17 protein-coding genes are annotated in these 22,421 nt (G+C 41.6%); 8 read left to right on the top strand and 9 right to left on the bottom strand.

The window, feature by feature from the left end; genetic code table 11:
• Positions 1–110: 110 nt before the first annotated feature.
• Entirely contained in the window at positions 111–464 is a 354-nt protein-coding gene (locus tag J8Z24_RS20535) for a hypothetical protein (RefSeq protein WP_128730577.1), read from the bottom strand.
• 296 nt (positions 465–760) lie between these two features.
• The gene (locus J8Z24_RS20540) at positions 761–1,354 is read right to left on the bottom strand and encodes a uracil-DNA glycosylase family protein (RefSeq protein WP_252095759.1); all 594 of its coding nucleotides are present in this window, start codon (positions 1,352–1,354) and stop codon (positions 761–763) included.
• Positions 1,355–1,960: 606 nt separating this feature from the next.
• On the opposite strand from J8Z24_RS20540, the gene J8Z24_RS20545 reads away from it, so the two are divergent.
• A complete protein-coding gene (locus tag J8Z24_RS20545) occupies positions 1,961–3,544 on the top strand; it encodes a PepSY-associated TM helix domain-containing protein (protein ID WP_252095760.1) in 1,584 nt (527 codons plus the stop codon).
• Positions 3,544–3,876 (top strand): DUF3325 family protein, encoded by a 333-nt coding sequence (locus J8Z24_RS20550; RefSeq protein ID WP_128730573.1) that lies wholly within the window; start codon positions 3,544–3,546, stop codon positions 3,874–3,876. Before J8Z24_RS20545 ends, J8Z24_RS20550 begins: the two co-directional genes overlap by 1 nt.
• Before the next feature lie 588 nt (positions 3,877–4,464).
• Here the strand turns inward: J8Z24_RS20550 and J8Z24_RS20555 are convergent.
• The 3 genes from J8Z24_RS20555 to J8Z24_RS20565 all read right to left on the bottom strand — a co-directional run bounded on the left by J8Z24_RS20555 (position 4,465) and on the right by J8Z24_RS20565 (position 8,830).
• On the bottom strand, positions 4,465–6,135 hold the full coding sequence (locus J8Z24_RS20555) for an Aq_1262 family (lipo)protein (RefSeq protein WP_252095761.1): 1,671 nt from the start codon (positions 6,133–6,135) through the stop codon (positions 4,465–4,467).
• A gap of 62 nt (positions 6,136–6,197) precedes the next feature.
• Positions 6,198–8,111: an alkaline phosphatase PhoX gene (locus tag J8Z24_RS20560; RefSeq protein ID WP_125251221.1), complete on the bottom strand. Its 1,914-nt coding sequence runs from the start codon at positions 8,109–8,111 to the stop codon at positions 6,198–6,200.
• Between the two features lie 182 nt (positions 8,112–8,293).
• Entirely contained in the window at positions 8,294–8,830 is a 537-nt protein-coding gene (locus J8Z24_RS20565) for a lipocalin family protein (protein WP_176032641.1), read from the bottom strand.
• A gap of 168 nt (positions 8,831–8,998) precedes the next feature.
• On the opposite strand from J8Z24_RS20565, the gene J8Z24_RS20570 reads away from it, so the two are divergent.
• Positions 8,999–9,541: a DUF6942 family protein gene (locus J8Z24_RS20570; protein WP_176032640.1), complete on the top strand. Its 543-nt coding sequence runs from the start codon at positions 8,999–9,001 to the stop codon at positions 9,539–9,541.
• 289 nt (positions 9,542–9,830) lie between these two features.
• Here the strand turns inward: J8Z24_RS20570 and J8Z24_RS20575 are convergent, their stop codons facing one another.
• The 4 genes from J8Z24_RS20575 to J8Z24_RS20590 all read right to left on the bottom strand — a co-directional run bounded on the left by J8Z24_RS20575 (position 9,831) and on the right by J8Z24_RS20590 (position 15,685).
• Positions 9,831–10,496, bottom strand: a complete 666-nt coding sequence (locus tag J8Z24_RS20575; RefSeq protein ID WP_147390537.1) for a class I SAM-dependent methyltransferase — start codon at positions 10,494–10,496, stop codon at positions 9,831–9,833.
• A 10-nt stretch (positions 10,497–10,506) separates the two neighbouring features.
• A complete protein-coding gene (locus J8Z24_RS20580; RefSeq protein WP_176032639.1) occupies positions 10,507–14,160 on the bottom strand; it encodes an SbcC/MukB-like Walker B domain-containing protein in 3,654 nt (1,217 codons plus the stop codon).
• On the bottom strand, positions 14,150–15,364 hold the full coding sequence (locus J8Z24_RS20585; protein WP_176032638.1) for an exonuclease SbcCD subunit D: 1,215 nt from the start codon (positions 15,362–15,364) through the stop codon (positions 14,150–14,152). Before J8Z24_RS20585 ends, J8Z24_RS20580 begins: the two co-directional genes overlap by 11 nt.
• 81 nt (positions 15,365–15,445) lie before the next feature.
• Entirely contained in the window at positions 15,446–15,685 is a 240-nt protein-coding gene (locus J8Z24_RS20590; RefSeq protein ID WP_125251227.1) for a hypothetical protein, read from the bottom strand.
• Between the two features lie 449 nt (positions 15,686–16,134).
• Between J8Z24_RS20590 and J8Z24_RS20595 the strand changes: the two genes are divergently transcribed.
• From J8Z24_RS20595 to J8Z24_RS20615, 5 genes are all read left to right on the top strand, one after another.
• Positions 16,135–18,561, top strand: coding sequence for a M1 family metallopeptidase (locus J8Z24_RS20595; RefSeq protein WP_502934634.1), 2,427 nt, complete (start codon positions 16,135–16,137; stop codon positions 18,559–18,561).
• The gene (locus J8Z24_RS20600) at positions 18,558–19,052 is read left to right on the top strand and encodes a DUF6702 family protein (RefSeq protein WP_252095762.1); all 495 of its coding nucleotides are present in this window, start codon (positions 18,558–18,560) and stop codon (positions 19,050–19,052) included. Before J8Z24_RS20595 ends, J8Z24_RS20600 begins: the two co-directional genes overlap by 4 nt.
• 99 nt (positions 19,053–19,151) lie before the next feature.
• Entirely contained in the window at positions 19,152–20,027 is an 876-nt protein-coding gene (locus J8Z24_RS20605) for a hypothetical protein (protein WP_252095763.1), read from the top strand.
• Positions 20,028–20,508: 481 nt separating this feature from the next.
• A complete protein-coding gene (locus tag J8Z24_RS20610) occupies positions 20,509–21,210 on the top strand; it encodes a protease inhibitor BamI-like protein (protein ID WP_176032634.1) in 702 nt (233 codons plus the stop codon).
• Between the two features lie 187 nt (positions 21,211–21,397).
• Positions 21,398–22,144: a zinc-dependent metalloprotease family protein gene (locus tag J8Z24_RS20615; protein ID WP_252095764.1), complete on the top strand. Its 747-nt coding sequence runs from the start codon at positions 21,398–21,400 to the stop codon at positions 22,142–22,144.
• Positions 22,145–22,421 lie beyond the last annotated feature (277 nt).

Below are 22,421 nucleotides of genomic sequence, written 5' to 3' on the forward strand. Positions count from 1 at the left end.
TAACTAGTATAATATATAGCCGTCCCCAAACAGAGAGGACATAACTCATACACAACATCATTCAATACCAGTCTAATTAACCTGATGTAACAGCTGCATGGCGTTAAGCATTATCGATGGTTTTCAAGAGTTGAAATCAGTAAGTCTCTACTCACCAAAAATCCACAGATGCTGACCACGACGAGAAAAATCCCATACATAGAACCGATATACACCCAGTCGCTTTGTCCAAGTAATAAGCTGGCTCGCGTGCCATCGTTAACCAATAGTATGTTAACGAGTGATATGCCTATCGCCCCGCGAAAATAAATAGGCCTGTCCATGTGGCTCGCGAATGCAGCAATAATGAGAGAAAACAAACAAAGGTAGAAACCAATAACAGAATACGCACCAGGCTGCATACTTGGATATAATGCAACGATAGAAAGGAGCACGGCGGCCCAACCGGTAGCTTTATAAATCATTATCAAGTCCTTTGAAAATGTTAAAAAGTGTATGTGATGTAAACAGAGTGAAGTATGGAGTAATACACTTAATTACGCAACCAAATGATGAGAAATATTCACGCAAATTACTGCTTGGAGCAGGCTCAGATCACCTAAGCTGGTTTACTTCTGCCACTATGGCTCCATTGAACGAGCTAATTATTGACCACATATAAGGTTACAAAAAATAAAATTATATGGAATATCTTATTCCCAAAAGGGGTATTTCAAATAAATGTAAAGTTTCGGTATTTGAAACAAACAATGACACGAATCTATCGCCCACTTTTTATCGCCGCTTCATGCCCATCTAATGCCTTCCTTACCTTTGCTTGCAGTTGTGGAATAACACACTCTTCAAACCAGTTATGCTTTTTCAACCATATTTGGTTTCTAGGGCTTGGGTGAGGTAGCGGGATCATGTTTTGGGTTTCATAATTTGCTGCTTTTACCACGTCTGTCACTGATGAGTACTGCGGTAAATAATATCGCTGTGCGTATTGACCGATAAGTAAGGTCAAAGACACTTGTTTCAGAGATGCGAACACCTGTTGATGCCACTTTGGCGCGCACACTGCCTTTGGTGCTAAATCACCTGATTTACCTTTACCGGGATAACAAAACGCCATTGGCATGATGGCAAAGAGATCTGGATTATAAAATTGCGCCCGCTCCACAGCGAGCCAACTGCGCAATCTATCGCCGCTAGGATCATTAAACGGTAACCTGCTGTTATGCGCTTTCAATCCCGGAGCTTGTCCAATGATGAGTATTTTCGAAAGACTATTTCCCTGAATAATTGGGTTAGCCCCAAGAGGTAACTCAGGTTCGCAGAACCGACATAAGTTCACTTGTGTAAAAATATCCATTTTAGCTTGCTGGTTTTGGCAATAAAAAACAACCAAGATTATCGCATAGCAACGCTTATCCCCCAATGCACTGAAGCTTTTATTTAATACTTACTTAGTTTAACTCCATTTGAAGCCTGTTGTGTAACCGACTCCCACCATAACAACTAGACGAAATATACAAGTACAGAATATCACCCAACGGTAGCAGCTCAAGTTATGTCAATTGAGTAGCAGGCCATGAAAACAAGTGCGAATCACTATCATTTAGATGCAAATTATTGGATAATAATCTATTACTCTTGTTGTAATTTTAAGGGGTACTATGCCTAATCAGGATAACACTAAAATTGAGGCAGCTTTATACAAATCGCAAGTAATTTCACGTTTTTTAATCGCTATAATCGGCGGCTATTTTGTCACCGTTATGGCTTCGTCTCTGCTTGCTTTAACCTTACCAATAAAGCGCTTAGATGCGCTTTTATACGCATTAACAACAGGCATTCTTTTTTATCCTATCACTTTTATATGGGTATTCGGATGCAGCTCTTTTAGAAAGGTATTGCTTAGCATGATTGGAGTACTTTGTATTCTTTACGGCACGTTGACACTGCTTGGAGGCAAGCTGTGAGGGAGTCATTTTTTCGTAGTATGACTTGGTTACACACCTGGGTTGGTTTACTCGTTTGTTGGTTGCTATTTTTAATCTTCTTTGCTGGGACTGCGAGTTTTTTCAGACATGAAATTAGCTTATGGGCGCAGCCAGCGACACATCATTTACCGCAATATAACCATGCTTTTCAACAGCAAACCGTTACAAAAAGCATAGAACGGTTTCAACACATTGCTCCCACAGCCGAATCTTGGCGTATAGAACTGCCAACCGAGCGCCGCCCGAGCCTTTTACTTATGTACTCTGAGAAACCCGAAGAAGGAGAAAGAAGAGGGAAGCGCCATTCAGAATACTTGGATCCGATCACGTTAGATGCGCTACCTGAGTTTAGAGATACAAAAGGAGGCAACTTCTTCTATCGCCTTCATTTCGACTTACATTATATGAATGCAATAACCGCACGGTGGATTGTATGCTTCGCGACCTTATTCATGCTGATTGCGCTAATCTCTGGTGTGGTGATCCATAAGCGTATTTTTAAGGATTTATTTCAATTTAGAAGCAAAAAAGGTCTTCGAAGTTGGTTAGATGCACATAATGTCTCATCCGTCATTGCTTTGCCTTTTCATATAATGATCACCTACACCGGTTTGGTTACGCTAATTTTTATGCTGTTACCACAACCTGCGCAGCAACGCTATGAAGACAAACAAACGCTAAGAGCCGAGCGCTATCCTCTACTTGCGACAGCACCTGCTACAGGGCTGCCGCTTCAGGAGCTTGCGTTAAATAAAGCATTGGATCACTATTATACTAACTCAGGCAATGCGCCACTTCGCCGTGTCGTTATTTCATCACCAAACGATGCAAGCGCAACTATAAAGCTTTATGCCAACGCGGGGCGTGCTGTACAGGATGATCCACCGAGCTGGATGTACAATGCCGCATCTGGTGAGTTATTAAAAACACACAATGTCACCTTATCTGGTGCAGAAAACCTCTACGGCGGCATGATAGCACTACACACAGGACGGTTGGCAGAGCCGACCCTGCGATGGCTGTACTTTATTGCAGGACTCGCAGGCTGCGTAATGATAGCAACAGGTGCTGTCATGTGGGCTAAGCGGCTACGCCAAAAGCTTAAGAGAGATGAAAAGCCAGGCTTTGGCCTTAAACTGGTAGAGTCTCTAAACTTAGGTACAATAATGGGTCTACCAGCGGCAACGGCAGCATTTTTCTATGCCAATCGTTTATTACCCACGGAGCTTGTTGCACGCGCAGACAAAGAGGTACTCGTATTCTTTATTGTCTGGGCTATCGTTGCCATCGCTGCCTGTTACAAATCGGATAGATTAGCTTGGCAACTGACGGCTAAAGTAAACGCGCTCGCATGGGCGGGACTTCCTGTAGTGTCCATGCTCACGATTGAAGGGAACTTGGTGAGTTATTTAATACATAAACAGTGGGTATTATTTGGTTTTGACGCACTGGCTATTGGTATTGCCGTAAGCTTTTTGGTGCAAGCTAGGAAGTTAGGTCGCTCCCAAGTAACACCAGCAGCACCCTCCCGCCGCTCTCAACGCGAGGTTAAGATCTGATGCAATGGCTGATATTTTTATTTTGTCTACTTGCCTTTATGGGATTTGCCATAGCGAAACCCAACCACTATAAAGAAGTACTAGGCAAACGCCCAAAAGGTAATATAACAAGTCACTTAAATATTGCCAGCTGGCTTTGTCTTATAGGCAGCCTGATACTGTCAATCGTAACTCAAGGCGCATATGGTAGCGTACAATTTATTGGTTACATGACAGTAGCAGTGCTGCTACTGGTGGCTATTTTTGCAACCAAGCCTCACTATTTCAGATCACTATTTTACCTAGTGAGCTTTAGCATCGTATTGTGCTCACTATATTGGATCATTATTTAACTAAGGCGCTGCTTGCAGCGCCCTTTTCAGATCACTATTTTACTAAGGTTTCTTAGTTAACCCTTTGAAAGAACAACATTTAGAACAAAATATCGCCAGCACTCCACTTCAAGACGCAAATTTACTAACTCAAACCACATACACTTAGTAAAATTCTGATCCAATTCGCTCTTTTTGATTGGTTAGTTAGTAAAAATATGATCTATATATTTTCTCTTTGCATTAGCTTAGTAAAAATCTGATCCAAACAAGGGAACATAGCCCTAAAGTTACAAACCAACAGAGATGAGGGATGTGCTAACTCATGGCTTTTAAACTCACAGCATATTATTCCTTTATCTAGCGTGTCTATTTTAGATAATTGAAAAGCTGATGGTGAAAGTTAACTTTAATGTCACTGTCCAACTCAGTTAGTAAAATTACGATCTAATACATGATGGGAGTGATGATAGGCCTTGAAGCCGCTATTATTTCCACCGATACGATATTGAGGAATAACAGCGGCTGAAGTCATTGCCTACTGCGAAGCTTACGTACTAGAGTAAACTCACAATGTATCGCTTAACTCTTATGAAATGAGTACCCTTTTTATCGTGAGACATGCTGGGTTGTTGCCTTCCAGTCTAACTGCATATCCCAAACATATCGGTGTTGGGGGGCGAGTGGTTGCTGCGAGTCATCAACTTGCTCAAGCACGTTTTTTGCTTTCACTAAGGTAGCATCGCGACCAAATAAGTAGCTTTGCTCATGCACAATCGTCAAGTATGCTTTATTCAATGCCAATGCACGCGCTTTTGAAGGTGTAATTAGCTCATATATATTTTCAATAGCATTCACTTTCTCTGTATTTAGCGAGCCATCCTTGTTGAACCAGCGCATTAGCATTTCTTGATTTTGCCTAAACTCATCCCCTCCTCCGACACGCATCATATAAGTTAAAAACTCTCCTTGTACTTCACCTTTATTTGGCACATCTTTTATATCGTGTAAATTGATATAACCCCAACCAAGCTTACCCTCAACTTTTCGCGCAAACGAGAAAGTCTGATCATACGTAGAGCCGATCGTCTTGTGGCAGCCATTACAAAACGCTAATTCTTGCTCATGCTGCGGACGAAGTTGCCCCGACTTGTCTTCGATGTATCCGTTAATGGTCCAGCCGAAGTTGTTGTTAATCCCTAAATCACCAAGGTAAAGTGTTTGAGGGTAGTTTTCAAAAGACTTTTCTTTTGCTTCACGATAATAAGCGGCTCCCAGAGATTGTTTTGACTTAAAGTTATGCTTTTTCATATAGCGTACTTCTTTCATTCTGGGCGCGTTAAATATCTGCCCATTATCGTCTACTCCTATGTAACGAACAGTATGCAAAAACTCAGTATCTTCAGGGTACAGCTGATGGGCAAGTTGGATGTGCTTCGCATCTCCAACATAATGTAGGCGGCGTTTTATTTTATTTACTTGTGCTATTTTGCCATCGCCATTTAAATCCTCACCAACTCGCAATTCTGAAATTAAGGGCGTAGATATTTCGTCAAGCCCCTTTACAGCCAACTCCACTAAACTCAGATTTGTTAAGTACACATCTTGGTTATACGTATCACCTTTTTCTCTGAAAGCGTCGGCAAGCCTTATCATCACATCCCCAGTTGAGCCGTTGGTTGGCCAAAAGGTGCTAGGAAAAGGTTTATAATTAAATGCCACCCAACCACTATCGTCATTCGCTATCCCTAATTCATTGAATGCTTTATCTGGGTATGCCAAATCTTTGATTGGTGTTATTTCGCCTTTCCAGCTTGGGTCATTTTTAAGCTTTTCAATAAAAGGTGTGTAATTGTCTTGATTAACCCAGTTAGTAATATCTTGATCTGAAATACGCTTAATAAGTGCAGAGCGGTCTATAAACAAGTTTTTCCAGTGGTTTTTGAACCCCAAATCAGAAAACTCATAGGCACCTTGTAAGTTTGCATCTCGCATCATGTTCGGCCTACTTTTATCGTCGTATGACTGATGACACGCGTAGCATGGGTTCTTCACGCCATCTGTTTTTGTGTAACACTGAGGTGGGATAACTGATTCAGGGTTATAAACTTCATTATGTTCCATATATGCAGTAGCGGGAATATCATCTCCTGGCTGATAAGGTGGCGAAGCTTGCGCTACTTCTAACAACGTATTGTTCACTATGTTAGGTTGCTCATTATCGCAACCAACTATGCTAATACAACTAAAAAGTACGGTAAAAAGGCTAACGTATTTCACTTTTATGACTCCAAAATTTGGACAAAAAAATGCAGTGCATCGATAAATGCACTGCCATCTATTTAGTTATTTTGCTTTGGATCATAAAGCCATAGCGTATTGTTTTCTTGGAAGCCATCTTCACCGATAATGATGCGACCATCTTCCATCACAATCACGTTGTCAGGTTGTGAGAGTTGATTCACATCACAGCGCTCAGCACCAGTAAGTGAAGAGCGGTACGTCGATCCCATCACAACTGGCTCAATACGTGTTAAGTTATAGTTATTGTCGATATGTGCTCGATATACACCGCCACAATCTTTCACCCGTGCTGAAAGTTGAATATCACCCTCACCATCAATCATGGTTTTATCTATATCTGCAATCCCGATATACATATACGCTTTATCAACGACTTCTCCAGGCACCACATCTTGTCCGGTTACAGCCTCCAAAACGCGGTTATGATTAATACTAATGCCCTCAAGCTTGCGCCATTCAGCCGTTGCGCCCTTTTGACGTGCAGCTTGTCGTGACTCAAGGAAAATAGCTCTGTTATCCATAGGTTTACCAGCTGTTACTTTGCCGCCACCATTTTCTATGGTTGGATAGGTTGCAGCCCCTGTCGCCCACGCTTTAACGTCCGCAACAGACAAGTAGCTTGTTTGCCCTTCCACATAGTCTGATGTATTAATACCATCATACTCAGCAATCCAAGTTTCAATTTGCGCATTACTACCTCGGCCAAGCTCCACCCAAGAGATGTCAAACCCGGTAACAGCAGGATCTGTCAATCCGCTATCTTGCTTTAATTTTGCCGCATATAGCACACCTGCACTTAAATCTTCAGGTTGATCGGCAATAAACTTAAACAATACTCCACCGGTATCATCTTGTGATGAATAAACAGTGCGACGATCCGGCATCACGACTGAGTTTTCATGTTCATATCGTCCGATTGTGAAGTGCTTCACCACATCTGGAGTGTCTGTTGTCGGGTTTTGGATCTCTGCAATATAGCCGTAGCGATATGGATTAGGAAAGTCAGGTGCTGTCAACGCTTCCATCGTGTCATTCCCTGTTTCGGCAGGGTTATTCCACTGTGGATCTTGTGTCGTATCAACCGCGGACCATACAATCCACTCTTCAGAAGTTAGCGGAGTTCCCCAAGGAGAAACTGAGCCAAAGCAATTCGCCGCAGTGCCTTTAACACCATCAAAATCAACCATCATTGCTTCTTCAATTGACCACTTACCAGTTGTCGATTTGCTCATTTTTAAACGGCTTACGCCACCAGGGTAGGCTTCCCAGTTTGTAAACAGGTAACCAGAATCCGCAGTTACTGGAATAAAGCCATTAAAATCAGGATTGTCGTTTTTAATGATTTCTTCACCTGTGGAGATACTGTAATGTACCCCAAGACCGCCGGCTAATCCTTTGTCACCTAGCTGCGAGAACTTATCACCTGTTTGCCCCAAAATTTGGTATTGGCCAATTGCAGAAACCACCGTTTGTTGCTCCATGGTTGATGCAGGTACTGGAGCACTGGGTATATTAGATGGCAAGTTATTAAAATTCACACCTGTGAGGACACCCACTGTACCTGTATTAAAAGGCGTGTTGTTAAAGTTATCTGTCTCAGTGTTTGTGTCATTTGGATGTTGCACATTAAAGAATAAATCACCACCTTGAGAGAGGAAAAGACCCGTTACCTCTGCACCTGCTGGTACCGTTGCGATACGGACTAGACCAGGAACACTATAACTACCGTCACGACCATCAGTACCGTCAGTACCATCCACACCGTCCTTGCCGCTGGTGCCATCAGTGCCATCGACACCATCCTGACCATTGGTGCCATTTGTTCCATCTTGACCCGCAGTTCCTTGCTCACCTTTCGGGCCCGTGGCGCCTTGCGCACCATCGTCACCGTCACAAGCTGTCAGTGCCATGGCAACTGCCGCTGCTATTAAAGAATATGCTACACGCTTCATGAGTTACTCCAGTTCCTAAGTATTATTGTTTTGAAAAGCGTGCAACAGTGTGAAGTGTTCCTGTTACAGTTGACTGAATGATTTATTAACCATTTCCTACAGGAATAAGACACGATGGCCGTTGTCTCACGACCATTGAAATAAAAACCCAAAAAGGGTACTTGTTGTAAAGGGGGTTTACACTACTCTGGCTCTATTGCTTCATGCTCCATATAAATAAGTGCTTCAGTGTCAAAGCCATATCTATCAGATGTCGCTTTAAATTTATTCATAACAGCTTCAGACACTTTCGGAGTTCTTGAAAGTAACCATAGATAATCTCGGTTATAGCTTGTTACAAAAGCATATTGATAGTCTTCATCTAATTCAAATACCACATAGCTTCCATAAAATGGTCCAAAAAATGATACTTTAAGGTGCGCTATTTCCTTATTTGCAACAAACTTGGCCTTTCCTATCGCTTCTTTCCACACTCGCTCTTCTGTTACATACCCCCGATTAACAACCTTGATAGAGCCATCCGAATTTTGGCTGTAAGTCGCGGTAACATTTTGCATTCCTCTCTCAAATGCGTGATCCAACCTTGCAATTTCGTACCAAGTACCTTGGTATCGCTCAACATTAAATTCTTTGACCGGTTCAATTCCATTTGGCAGTCCGGTGCAGGCCGCCATCGATATGGTCACGATCGCACCCAAAAGTAGCTGTCTTAATTTCATTATTGTCTCCAATTTTGTCATCCTAATCATACGCGCTTATTAATGTTGTAGATTAGATCAAAATATAATTAGTACTTGGTATGTAAAGAAAGTAGTGATTTACCGTTTAGCATGCCAATTTTTCCCGATTTATTTTACACTTATAAAAATTTATCTCAGCAATGCCCCATGGATACAACACAAAACAAAAAAATACTAACTCGTGGCTTTGGTGCAAAGACAGGTCATGTTGCCTTTTATATTGAACATCCACCAGCCATACTTTCCTATAAGAACATCAGTAAAATCATACCCCTAGAGGGTGGAGAGATTGATTATATCAACAACCAATGTGGTAATGGCTGGCGGAAAATATTTAATGTTTTTGCCAAGTTTTTGTTCGCTGCTCAGTTGCCAGATCACAATATTACTAACTTCCCAAGTTGGCAGTCATATCGAGATAGCGCTTTATTACAAGCCTCAAGCCAAGAAGCCCTACTCTTTTCATCACCAGATTTTTCAATAAAATCATACAACTGGCATATAATTGCAGGGCGAACATATGCTAAATCGCTATTGAAAGATCAGATTTTTACTAACAGCTTGATATGGTTAGATGATGAGTTTGCAGTAGATACAGAGTTAAACCTGATCGTTTCACCATTTTTAGACTATCGCCAGCTAAGTAATATAAAAATCAATAGGTTAGCAAAGATAATTAAGGGAAACTAAGCTCATTCCTGCCATCATTGACGTTAACTTCACACTCTTAGATCACACTTTTACTAGGTAAAAATGTGATCTAACGTAAAGCGCTTTAGTATCAGATCATCATTTTACTAACCTAATTAGCAGTTATATTGCTTACAAATCGGCTTCTTAACGTCGAAATATGGGATAAAACAACAGAAAGCGAGCAATCTAGATCAATATTTTACTAACACCTCTTATACCAATTTGCTTAATTAAGTGGTCTATTTTGAGGCAAGCAAATTGGTAGTAGACTTGGTAAAAACTTGCTCTATTTTTTGGTTGCAACAACACCTGAAAAACCAAGTGCCTTGAAATAGGGTTTAGCGACCCCAAACCCTGCTGCATCGAGTAATTCCGCTAAGCGTATTTTATCGACTGGAAAAAACTCATGTTCTAAATTGACTCGCATGTGCTGCTCACCTTTCTCAGATAGCCCCAGTTGCTTACAAGCGATAAGCTGTGCGTCACGTTCAAAGGGCGTCACCGGCTTCTCCAAATCAGCAATAAAAAGGTGACCATTGGGTTTTAGCTGCTCACTCATTTGTTTAAATAACCGAGCCTTATCGCCATTGTCTTTCACAAAGTGCATCACCAATAAGCACAGCACAGCATCAACTTGATAGGCCGAAGGCGAAAGCGCACCATAGTGAAGTTGAACACGTGAGTTGATTTTCAGCTTAGTAAAATATTGATCTGCTATTTCTAACATATCAGCAGATACATCCTGCGCGATAAAACGCCACGTATGATTAAGCTTTGCTAACTCAACCACTTCCTTTCCTGTTCCAGCACCAACGATCAGAATTGTCGCATCATCAGGATAGAGCGCTAATAATTGAGCGCTACTTAACTGATGAAGTAACTCATAACCTGGTACTAGTTTAGTGATTCTTGAGTCGTAGTTTTGGGCTTCTTCGCCCGTAAAAGTCGGCATCCAAATTTCCTTATGTTTGTGGTACCAAATGTAATGATGAATAGCCTCCAGGCTGCTTATCGACATGGATCCGCGTTGCGATCCGCTCACTCATTTGCGCTACGTGTGAGATCACACCAACCTTACGCCCCTGAGATTGCAGCGCATCTAACGCGTCAATCGCGACTCCCAGTGTTTCTGGATCTAATGTCCCAAAACCTTCATCAATAAATAGAGAATGTATACTCACCTGATTGGAAGATAATGCGGCAAGCCCCAGAGCTAAAGATAACGACACCAAAAACGACTCACCGCCTGATAGCGTATTGACACTTCGCTGCTCATCCGCCATGTCCTTGTCTATTACCGCGATTTCTAATGACTGCTCAATCGTCGTCAACAGATAGCGTCTAGACAGTGTCCGAAGTTGTTGATTAGCGTACTGTAATAATATTTTTAATGTTTGTGTTTGCGCCCAATTGCGTAATTTTTTGCCCGTTGCATCGCCAAGTAACTTATCTAGTAAATGCCAGTGCTCATAGTCTTCTTGCAGCTGAGCCAAAATAGTTGCTTGGTCTGAAAATTGTTGTTTATTCTGCGTATCAATTTCCAAAGTGCTCTGCACTTGTAGTAATTGATTTTGTACTTCCTCGAGTGCTTGGTTGCTCACCTCAAGCTCAGCCTGCACGCGCTCTTTATCTATTCCATCAGGAAATTTTTGTTGTAGCTGTAGCAACTCCTCACGTTGATGTGACAAAAGTATTTTTGTGTCATCGCACATACGCTGGATTTGATGATACTGATCCAACTCGGTACGTGCCTCCTCTGAGCAAGCATCGAGTAATATTAATACCTGTGCATGTTCTAAGCGATTCTCATTTAACCAGTGTTCAAATCGCTGTGTTAGCTGCTGCACACGTTCGCCGTACTCAGCAAGTTGCTCTGTTAATTGTGATTTAGCTTGTGAGGCACTTTCACGTTTGGCTTCCGTCTGACTAATGTCAACTCGCAATTGTATGAGCGATTCTTGGGTCGTATTTTGCTGCGATTTTAACGCAGTAACCCACTCATCTAATGTCGAATGTTGTGATGGTAGATGCTTTTGCCTTTCACACACAATATCTTGTATGTGCTGTTGATGCTGCTGTAGCACATCTTCCAACTCAGCTAGCCTCAGCGCTTCGTCTTGCTTTTGCTGTGCCAATAAATTGCACTGATGCGTCAAACTGTCTTGATTTTGTAACAGCTCATCATAGCGCTTAGTGGTGGTAAGCCAACGTTGTACTCGCGCTTCCAACTCAGCCAAACCGGTACTGCATGATAAATCAAATTGCTGCCACCACTGTTTATCATCAATTAATGACGCTAACCTGTCTCTTAATGATTTGGACTTTTGCACAAGTTTCTCATGTTCAGTACGTATATGAACGATCTGATTATCTAGGTCATGATGCTGTTGCTGTATCGCCTGCTCTTGATCTTTAGCTTTCTCAAGTCTTTGCTGCGACAGCTGAACATGTTGCCACTGTTCGTCTATCTGGCTTCTCAAACGTGTTAATTCAGCGATCTGAGACTGAATTTGGAGTAACTTTTGTTCGGCTTGCGTCGCGTTTTCTACCTGATAGTTGTTCGGTAACGTCTCTAAATATTTGCGACTTTCATCAATCTGCTTAGTGCAATGAGCAATCTCTTGGTTCACAGATTGCCACAACGCATTCTCACGCTCTTTTTCACCCACTTGTTGATTATACCGCTGCAACACTTGTTCGCGAGCTCGCTCCGCAGCCTGATATTGAGCACGAAAGTCCCGCAATAATTGCTCCCAATGTGTATCAATATGCTCAACACCATAGGGGTGCTCTTTTGCACCACACACCATACATTCTTGGCCGGCTTTGAGTTGTGAACGTAAGTCACTGATCCGCTCACTAGCTCTGAGTTGCACTTGTTCTAAATTATCTCGGGTGAGTGCTAGGCGCTGTTTTGAAAGTTCGTCCTGCTGTTTAGTATCTTTTATCTGTAATTCTAATCGCTCTAAACCAATATGATGTTGAGTTTGCTGCGAGCGCAGTTGATGTAAAAGTGCCTCTCCTTCATTGATACTCTTGTGCGCTTGAACACACGCCGTCCAGTTTTGCATATCTTGAGTTAAGTCTCGAGCCGTTAACGGGGCTAAGTTTGCTTTCAACTCTTCAAGCGTTTGAACATCAGTAAGATAGGCTGAGTTTAGGGCTTGTGCTTGTACTTGGCATTCCTGTAAACGCGTCGCGAGTTGTTGCTGCTGCTCCGGTAAGCTATCGAGTAACGAAGTACATTCTTTGAGCTGTAACAATAATTGCTGTAAGTCCTCAAACTGAGGCAGTACTGTGTGCCACTGCGATGCTATGTTGGCAACCGATTGTAAGCCTGTTTGCTGCTGTTTAAGCTGGGTAAGTTCGCTCTCAATGTCTTGACGCTGCGATAGCTGCTGCTGTAATTCAAAGTCATACTGAGCTGCCAACTCAGTGTGTTTTGCAATGATGGGTTTAGTTTCTTGCTCCTGAGCACGATGCAACTTTAATTTGTCATCTAATTGCGTGATTGCATCAAATTTTGTCGCTTGCTGGGTAAAGTGCGCCTGCTGCTGGGCAAGTTGCAATTCTAACGCTTGCTCATGTGTTCGTAACGTATCCAAGGTAGTCTCAAATTCTAGCTCTTGTAGTTCTGAGAGCTGTGTTTGGCACTTTGTTTGGCGTAATTGTACTTGCTCTAGCTGCTCTCTATTATCTCGGATCTCATTCGCTTTGAGTACTTGCTCTGCGTGTTTTTGCTGCGGTTCACTCTGTATCAGTTGCTGTTCTTGTTGCTGCAACCTCTGTTCAATATCAATAATTTTTTGTTGTCGTGTTTCAATATCAACTAACCACTGAAGCTGGGTGTGAAACTGAGTGCTTTTGCTTTGTAGTTGATTTCTGTTTGTCAGCAGTGAGTCTTTTTGTGTTTTAAGCTCGGCACGCTGCTCTGCTGATAACAAGACAATCTGCCCTAACCTTTCTTGCAGTGCAGTTAACTCTTGTTTTTTTACCTTATGCGCTTCAAAAATTGCTTTACCGATCTGGCTGAACTTTTCGGTGCCGGTTAGGCACTCGAGTAATTGCGCTCGCTCATCACCTCCCGCTTTCAAAAATGCGGAAAATTCATGCTGAGCAAGTAATACAGCCCGAGTAAACTGGGTAAAGGTCAGCCCGACTAACTGTTCAATTTTTTGCTCAGTGTCTTTCTTCTTTTCGCACACCAGCGTCATATCAGGTAGACGAAATAGCTCTATCGATGCCGGTTTTAGATTGCCTTTTGGGCTTTTCCTGGCACGCTCAACAGACCAAACCACTTGGTATCGATTATTATCTTGTGCGACAAAAACAACCGATGCCGATCCTGCTGTACAGCCTCTGCGCAGCAAATTTCGGGGATCATTGAGTTTTATGTTGTCGCCGTTAAACGCTACCTTTTCTTTGTCATCTGATTTTAACCTTGCGGTTTTACCATAAAACGCAAGACAAATGGCATCAAGTAAGGTGCTTTTTCCCGCGCCGGTGTCACCTGTGATTGCGTAAAGACCGGTATCTTTGAGAGGCGCTTTCGTAAAGTCTACTTCAGCACTTTCAATGGATGCAAGATTGGTGATCTGTATCTTTTCAAGTTTCATCGTTTAACTCTTCCATGTTAGCGATAACTTCCGCAAGCTTATTGTGTAGACTTACAGGCGCTTTTTCTTCATCAGGCTCAAGTTCTCTGTATGCAATATCGAGTAAACTGGTAACAGACAGTGATTCTACTTTGGCTAGGTCCTCAAACAAATCCTCTACGGTGTCGCGCGCCTGTGTTACACGCTCAATTCCGCAAAACTTTATCGCTTTGCCTTTTAATGCAGCATCAATTTCAGCACGAAAGCGACTACTCGTCTCTGCTGAGGAAAGCCTTAACCTAATATAAGGAGCACTGTCGTACTGGCTAAAATCGTTTGTCGTGATTTCCTCACATAACTCGCGAAGACGCTTTGATCCCGTATCAGGAATATAAAGTACATCTTTGAAGCGTGGAACGTAAAGGGGATTTACAGCCACCAGCCTGTGTTCACTGAATTCGGCCAACAGTACTTGGTGGCTATAATGTCGTTCAGAAAAAGACATAGGTAAGGGTGTGCCGCAATATCTAATCGCATCGTGCTTTGCCACCTTCTGCGCTTTATGCAAATGACCCAATGCAACATAGTCAAACTGCTCGCCAAACACACCAGCTGAAATTGAGTCGAAGCCACCTATATTGAGGTTGCGCTCTGAATCCTCCGAAATAGCGCCACCTTTGGCATGCAAATGCCCCATCAATATAACCGGGCCTTTGCGTTTGGGTATGGTATCAATCGCCTGTTGGTAAGCGAGCTTAACACCTGTTTGATAATCAAACTCTTCATCTGAGGGTTTAGGAAGATCGGCACTACGCAGAAATGGCATTGCAACGACGTGTAGTTGCTGGGCTGCGACTGTCAGCTCTATCACCACTTTCTCTGGTGCTAATTTGTCAAAGCGACCAATTACATGTGTGTTGAACAGTGTTAATAGAGGTTTTGCAGCTTCAATACGATTAGCTGAATCGTGGTTGCCAGCAATAATTATGATGTGCAGCGCAGGGCACAATTGAGTGGCTTTTTGAATGAAAGTATATAGTTGTTTTTCTGCCGTAGCTGGCGGCGTAGCAGTGTGGAAGATGTCACCACTTACCAATAACACATCGATTTGGTTTTTGACCAACTCATCACATAACCAGTCTAAAAAGCATTGGTGCTCTTCTATCCGATCATGTTCGTAGAATGTTTGCCCTAAGTGCCAGTCAGATGTGTGTAAAACCTTCATTTAGCGTTCCTTTTTCTCAAGAAACGCTAATATAACATCGTCAAGCAATATTCGTCTTGTGAATATTGGCGCTTTACCTACTTATCGAGTTAATTGCCACCACGCAAAAATGATCACCGGTAGAGCGACTAAAAAGAATTTTGCCGGCAGCTTCAAAACGCGACTGTGTTTATCTTGCACACGTTTGATAGCCGATTTTTCATTACATGCTGCTACTTTATCAACGTAAAAATAGCCATCATCTAGATAGTCTTTACAGTTCTGTTCGTCTGCAGGAATTGCAACAAACTTCTCTTGTTTTTTTAGTATGTAGAAATCCATACTGCTCACCACATTAGATTCGCTAAACGGGTATTTAGTACTGAGCAAAACTAACGCCAGTTTTACTCAAATATTGTGAAGTGCGCGATTTTAATGACAAACTTAGGTCAATATCAACAACTAATTTTGATTTCTTTATTTATTTATAAAATGTAGACAATAAATTGGCAGAATACCTTTATGGCATGCAAATTAATTTATCCTAATTTGCCACTTTTCCTTATCAAAAACAAAGAATTGAAAAGTATGAAAGTCATCGGTTATCGGAACTTGTTACTTTATCTCAAAACTTTGATCTCTGGTTTTTTCTTTGTCAACTTATTGGCATTGACCGAGCGCCTTCATCACCACGTGTCGACACACTATTCGCTTCGGATTCATATAATATAAAACATTGAAAAATAGGACTTATCGATCAGAGTTTTGGTACGGTAAAACAGGAAATAATAATGAAAATATCAACACGTGCCATCCCTTTGATGGCAATACTGGCTTTATCACAGGTCGCGCATGCTAGTGCGATTGCTCAGACCAAAGGCCATTTCGAAGATAAGTTCCGCCAACTTGACGAAACACTCCCCACCCCCAACATATATCGCAGTGCAGCAGGGGAGCCAGGTGAACACTATTGGCAACAAAAAGTGGATTATGATATTGATGTTCACTTAGATGAAAAGGCTAAAAAGATAAGTGCGAAGCAAACTATCCACTATAAAAATAACTCACCCCATACCCTCAAATATTTATGGCTACAATTAGACCAAAATATTTTTAAAACGGATTCAATTGCAGAGCGCAGCACCACATTTGAGAATAAATTACAGAGTAATCCTGTTGCAAACCCTGCAAAAATTTCACTCAATCAACTCAAACGCCAGCAATTTATGGATGATAACGAATTAGGGTTTATCATCGAAAAAGTTACAGATAAGCACCATAAACCGCTCAATATAACCATTGTAGACACCCTGATGCGTGTGGACCTAAACGAGCCACTAAAACCAGGAAAGGAAACACAGTTAAACTTAGCGTTTGCCTTTAATATTGTTGAAGAAGATGCCGTCGGCGCACGTTCAGGATATGAGCATTTTGATAAAGATGGTAACGATATATTTTTACTTGCTCAGTGGTTTCCACGACTTGCGGCCTATACCGACTACGAAGCGTGGACAAATAAGGCTTTTCTTGGCAGTGGTGAATTTACACTAGAGTTTGGTGATTATAATGTTGAAATTACTGTGCCAGCGGATCATATCGTCGCCGCAACAGGAGCGCTTGAAAATCCGCAAGAGGTATTAAGTCAGTCACAACAACAACGCCTAGTTCAGGCAGAAACAGCATCTCGCCCAGTTTTTATAGTCTCTGAAGAGGAGGCAGTTGCCAACGAAAAAACCGCGACGAATGAAACTAAAACATGGCATTTCAAAGCTAAGAATGTGCGTGACTTTGCTTGGGCATCCTCACGAAAGTTTATGTGGGATGCAAAAGGCTATCAGCAAGGTGGTAGTGAGCAACCACTCGTCATGGCCATGTCATTTTATCCAAAAGAGGGTGGGGAACTTTGGAAAAAGTATTCAACAGAAGCAATTATCCATACCATGGAGGTCTACTCTCGGTTTTCATTTGATTACCCTTATCCAACCGCACAGTCAGTTAATGGACCTGTTGGAGGAATGGAGTATCCGATGATTACCTTCAACGGACCAAGAACTACACTACAAAAAGATGCTACCCGGACTTACTCACTTGCTGAAAAACGCTTTTTGATTGGTGTTGTTATTCATGAGATTGGGCATATTTACTTTCCTATGATAGTCAACTCAGATGAACGCCAGTGGACTTGGATGGATGAAGGTCTAAACAGCTTCTTAGATGGCGTGGCGGGAAGAGAGTGGGATCCCACCATCCCCTGGGGAGTCGAGCCAAGAGACATTGCAGCCTACATGAAATCTGAAAACCAATCTCCCATCATGACTCAGTCTGATAGTGTACTACATTTAGGACCAAACGCTTATACCAAGCCAGCCGCCGCATTGAACATATTACGCGAAGTGATTTTAGGTCGTGAACTATTTGATTTTGCCTTTAAAGAATATGCGCTGCGTTGGAAGTATAAGCGCCCAACCCCAGCTGATTTTTTTAGAACCATGGAAGAAGCTTCAGGCGTTGATTTGGATTGGTTTTGGCGCGGCTGGTTTTATAGTACAGATCACGTCGACATCTCACTGGATAAAGTCTATCAGTTACGTTTGGATACCAAAGATCCAGACATAGACTTTAATCGCCTAAGAGAATTTGAACAAAGCAAGCCCGTGTCGTTGTTTGTTATGCGCAACCAAGAAGAAGGCCGTGAGCTGTGGGTTGATAAAAACAAAGACATTCGTGACTTTTACGATGACCATGATCAGTTCACCGTAACGAACGAAGAGCGCAATGAGTATCAAGAGTTCTTATCAGAACTAAAACCTTGGGAGAGGCGAACCCTTGAGCGCGCAATCAAAGAAGACAAAAATTATTACGTACTCGCTTTTAGCAATCTAGGTGGACTGGTGATGCCTATTCTCTTGGAGCTAACCTATCAAGATGGGACAAAAGAGTCGCGATATATTCCAGCTGAAATTTGGCGCCGTAATGCCAAAACGGTGAATAAATTAATCATCACCGACAAAGATAAGTTACTTGCATCAGTCACAATTGATCCGCGCTGGGAAACCGCTGATGTTGACATTGAGAATAATCATTATCCGAGGCGGATTATAGAGTCTCGTTTGGAGCTTTATAAAAAGAAAGCCCGTGAAGGGAAGGTATATCGTGACATTATGCAAGATGTAAAATCCAAACTGAAACCACTTGACGAAAACGAGGATAAGCCATGAGGATCTGGTATTTCAGCTGTGTTTTAATACTACTAATGCTGTCTTCATTATGTCATGCACATCAACTAAAAGCGGCAATCACTACTGTGTTATTTAATGAGCGAAGCGGAAACATTGAAATAATGCACCGCTTTTACCTACATGACACTGAGCACGCAATTGAGCACCTTTTTAGTCAAGATGCTGACATTTTTAACAATCAAAAAGATAGAGATAACTTTGCAAGCTATGTCAGTAAACGAGTTGAGTTAAAAGCAACTAACGGTAAAACGCTCCCATTACAATTAGTGGGTGCTGAAATCGACGGTCAGTTTTTTTGGGTATACCAACAGACCCCTTTATTCTCACCAATTACTGCGCTGAATATGCGTCACGGTGCACTCAGAGATGTCTGGCCGCAACAGGTGAACCTAGTTAATTTTGAAGGTAAAGGAAAAGTTAAGTCCTTACACTTCGATGGCAGCGATGACTGGCTCAAAGTGACATTTTAACCTAAAGCGCTACGGCGCTTTTTACTTTCCCCGTAAATATCCTAGACTAAAACTAACTATAAATTTATCCGATAGTGAGGGCAAGGAATGAACGCCTAAGTGGTATATATACTTATCTTTATTTTGCTAGCGCCTCTTACTTCTGTGGCAAAAGATGTGGTTCGCTACAATATTTCCAAAGAATTTGCCGATCCTAAACAAGATTATTATATCGCCTTGTTGCGATTGGCACTTAATAAAAGTCGTGATCAATATGGCCCAAATCAATTAATCGAAAACTCCTTTGATCAAACACCTCAAGGTAGGACATTGGAGATTTTAGAACAAGGGAAGTTACTAGGTGTCCACTGGAGTATGACATCTATTCAACGAGAACAACACTTAGGCACCGTGTATATCCCGCTTCTAAAAGGGATGATGGGGGCACGGCTTTTCCTCATTCACAAAGATACCGCAGCTAGCATAGCATTACTCAACTCCCCCGTGCAGTTGGCAAGCCTTACCATAGGAAGTGGCATTGACTGGCCTGATACCGCAATCTATGAAAAAAACGGCTTTGATGTTGTTACCAGCGTTGCAACACTATTACCTAAGATACTTGAGGAAAAACGTTTTGAGTTATTTCCAAGGGCACTGCATGAGCCCTGGACCGAGCTTGCGCACATAGATAACGCAGTAGTAGAACCTCAGTTTGCATTTTGCTATCCCGCTGCCATGTATTTCTTCGTTAATAAAAATAACACACGTTTAAAAGAGCGACTCTCTTTTGGCTTGAAAAAAGCCATTGATGATGGGTCATTCGACAAACTATTTTTTAGTCACCCAGTAACTCGCGAGGCAATAACCAAAGCAAAATTCGAGGACAGGCAGGTATTAAAACTCCTCAACCCAAATCTAAGTGGCCATACAAGAGATACACTTTTTAATCCACGGTTCACTTGGCAACCGATCCATCAATGTATATCCCCTCATTGACCGAAGGCTTGTTTGTAGTCCTCAACTCACTACTCTGATATTAGCGTCAATGCGCTTTCAACTACGCGAATAGAAATGAGGTTTCACATGAAAATTGCAGCTGTTCTGAACTAAAAATAGGAACAGAAATCCCCGTATTGCTCATGCAAAAAAATTACAGATGAATCAAAATATTTTAAACATAAGAATCAATAAGATAAAAAAATACACTAGATACAATTATCAAATACTGAAATAAAAGCTAAACGAATCAACCACTTTAACGCAACACACTTTAGTTACATTTGTTTGACAAAAAGGAGATTCAACATGATAAAAACACACACATTGTAAAGATTTGTTAATGAAAAATATACATACATATCATGAAGATATTTAATCTCAATGAATCCATTTGAAAAAACATCGTAAATTATAAGTTGATCAAGATCCCGCATCATGAATAGTATTTCACTAATTATTAACGTCGTCGTGGTGAATTATGCGGTTACTGATTATTGCATTACTTATTGGTTTTATTGGTATTGCTGTTTGGAAAATGATGCCTGAAACGGGGCAATCACATACAAATTTAATTCAAGTAGAGAATACTCAGAGCAATGAACAAAGTGATGAAATAAGTTCAACTTTAAAGGTCATAGTACCCACATCAACGTCTCAAAAAGACTTACAAGCAACTTCACAACACAAAGACAGTGATTTTTATGCTGTAAACAAAGTATCAGACAAAGCAAAAGCTGTACTCGAAGCCGCAAAAGTGCTGCCAAAAGATCTCAATAACGAAGCTTATATTGAGTTTGATTTAGCATCGCTGAGAAAACTCGAAGGTGGTGATAACTTTGAGCTGCTGATCCCACAAACGCAGGAGTCATTTATTGCCGAAGTTACCGGAATTTCTTCAGCTGAAAATGGCGATAAAAGTGTGTTTGGTAAAGTAACGGGTGCAGATGGGCGCTTTCACACCACAGTATTAACCGTCGGCAAAGATGCTGTTTACGGTCAGCTTACTGCACCTAGTGGGAATTACGTATTTGAGTCCAAAGATCAATACGGCTGGATTGCAGCGAAACGAGATCTGTATCGGTCGCATCAAGAAGAAGAACTTCACCCCCATGATCACCACAAGGACACGAAACAAGACTTAGTTTCAATAGAAGAAGATATTTTTACACCCAAAAAGTAATACCTATTTGCTTATTTAACTGCTTTATTTTGAAACGAGAGGGTCTTAACTAAAACTTGACGGTAAACTTTCTATCTATTTGTTTTAAATAGAAAGTTTTGACTCTTTTCGCGTCTAATTCGCGCACTGAGATTGAGTAAGTATTATGGCAAATTGGTATAACGTTCACTAAAAGAAAGGAAAAACAATGAAAACAACAGTAAAGGTAGCATCGCTGGCAACAACACTCGCACTATCAGCAAGCGCATCAGCAGTTACAGTCGATATTGGTATTTTATATACTGACCAATCAGCGGCTGCAACATCAAACATCGATACAAAAATCAACCAATTAATTGCTTTCACAAACCAAGTGTATAGCCAAAATGGTATTGATCTACAACTACGTCTTGCAGGCAAACAAAACCTAGGTAACTACAACATTACTCCAACGAGTGGGTGGTTAGACTCTGTGACTAACAGTAGCTATGTGGCAAACCTGCGTGATACTTGGCGTGCAGACATGGTCGCAGTACTTGGCACTGGTGAACGTGATGGTAACTATATTACCTGTGGTTTAGCGTGGGTAGGGCAAGGTAGTAGCAGCACAGGTAACCTGCACTCATATATGAGTGACCGTATGTTTAGTATTACAGGTATTGATTGTGGCGCAACAACATTCGTACACGAATTAGGTCACAATCAGGGCTTAACTCACTCGCGTGAGCAAGGTGATACGAGTGGCGGTGTTTATGTCGATGGTATGGGCTACGGTGTAAAAGACAAGTTTGCTAGTATTATGGCATACCCACATGTATTTGGTAATGCAACGCAGTATGACTATTTCTCTAATCCAAATTGGTCAGTAGGCGGTGAACCTTACGGCATCGTTGGTAAAGCGTTTGCTTGGAAAACAGTAGATGCAACAAAAACGAGCATAGCAAACTTTAAGTAATACCAATTAGCTCAACCAACTAGGGCCTGCTTGCGAGACAAATGATATTGCGTAAAGCAAGCATGTCCTGATTGGCTTGAGACGAAAAGCCATGAATAATACCAACTTCCTTAATTAAGCGGTCTATTTTGAGGCGAGAAAATCTTGTCGATAACGAGGCAAAAATTTTGCTATTTAGTTGTTCTAAATAAGAAATTTTTAACGCTGTTCGCGTCAGATTTACTCCTTCAAATTGAGCAAGTATTAAGTCAAGTTGGTATACGTACCTTTTTCACCA

It is taken from the genome of Pseudoalteromonas sp. SCSIO 43201 (assembly GCF_023716725.1).
Lineage (GTDB): Bacteria > Pseudomonadota > Gammaproteobacteria > Enterobacterales > Alteromonadaceae > Pseudoalteromonas > Pseudoalteromonas peptidolytica.

Coding starts and splice junctions, on each gene's coding strand:
- J8Z24_RS20610 (WP_176032634.1), top strand. CDS start 20,509: ATGCGGTTACTGATTATTGCATTACTTATTGGTTTTATTGGTATTGCT.
- J8Z24_RS20615 (WP_252095764.1), top strand. CDS start 21,398: ATGAAAACAACAGTAAAGGTAGCATCGCTGGCAACAACACTCGCACTA.
- J8Z24_RS20580 (WP_176032639.1), bottom strand. CDS start 14,160: ATGAAACTTGAAAAGATACAGATCACCAATCTTGCATCCATTGAAAGT.
- J8Z24_RS20535 (WP_128730577.1), bottom strand. CDS start 464: ATGATTTATAAAGCTACCGGTTGGGCCGCCGTGCTCCTTTCTATCGTT.
- J8Z24_RS20575 (WP_147390537.1), bottom strand. CDS start 10,496: ATGCCGACTTTTACGGGCGAAGAAGCCCAAAACTACGACTCAAGAATC.
- J8Z24_RS20550 (WP_128730573.1), top strand. CDS start 3,544: ATGCAATGGCTGATATTTTTATTTTGTCTACTTGCCTTTATGGGATTT.
- J8Z24_RS20570 (WP_176032640.1), top strand. CDS start 8,999: ATGGATACAACACAAAACAAAAAAATACTAACTCGTGGCTTTGGTGCA.
- J8Z24_RS20560 (WP_125251221.1), bottom strand. CDS start 8,111: ATGAAGCGTGTAGCATATTCTTTAATAGCAGCGGCAGTTGCCATGGCA.
- J8Z24_RS20595 (WP_502934634.1), top strand. CDS start 16,135: ATGAAAATATCAACACGTGCCATCCCTTTGATGGCAATACTGGCTTTA.
- J8Z24_RS20590 (WP_125251227.1), bottom strand. CDS start 15,685: ATGGATTTCTACATACTAAAAAAACAAGAGAAGTTTGTTGCAATTCCT.
- J8Z24_RS20565 (WP_176032641.1), bottom strand. CDS start 8,830: ATGAAATTAAGACAGCTACTTTTGGGTGCGATCGTGACCATATCGATG.
- J8Z24_RS20540 (WP_252095759.1), bottom strand. CDS start 1,354: ATGGATATTTTTACACAAGTGAACTTATGTCGGTTCTGCGAACCTGAG.
- J8Z24_RS20600 (WP_252095762.1), top strand. CDS start 18,558: ATGAGGATCTGGTATTTCAGCTGTGTTTTAATACTACTAATGCTGTCT.
- J8Z24_RS20585 (WP_176032638.1), bottom strand. CDS start 15,364: ATGAAGGTTTTACACACATCTGACTGGCACTTAGGGCAAACATTCTAC.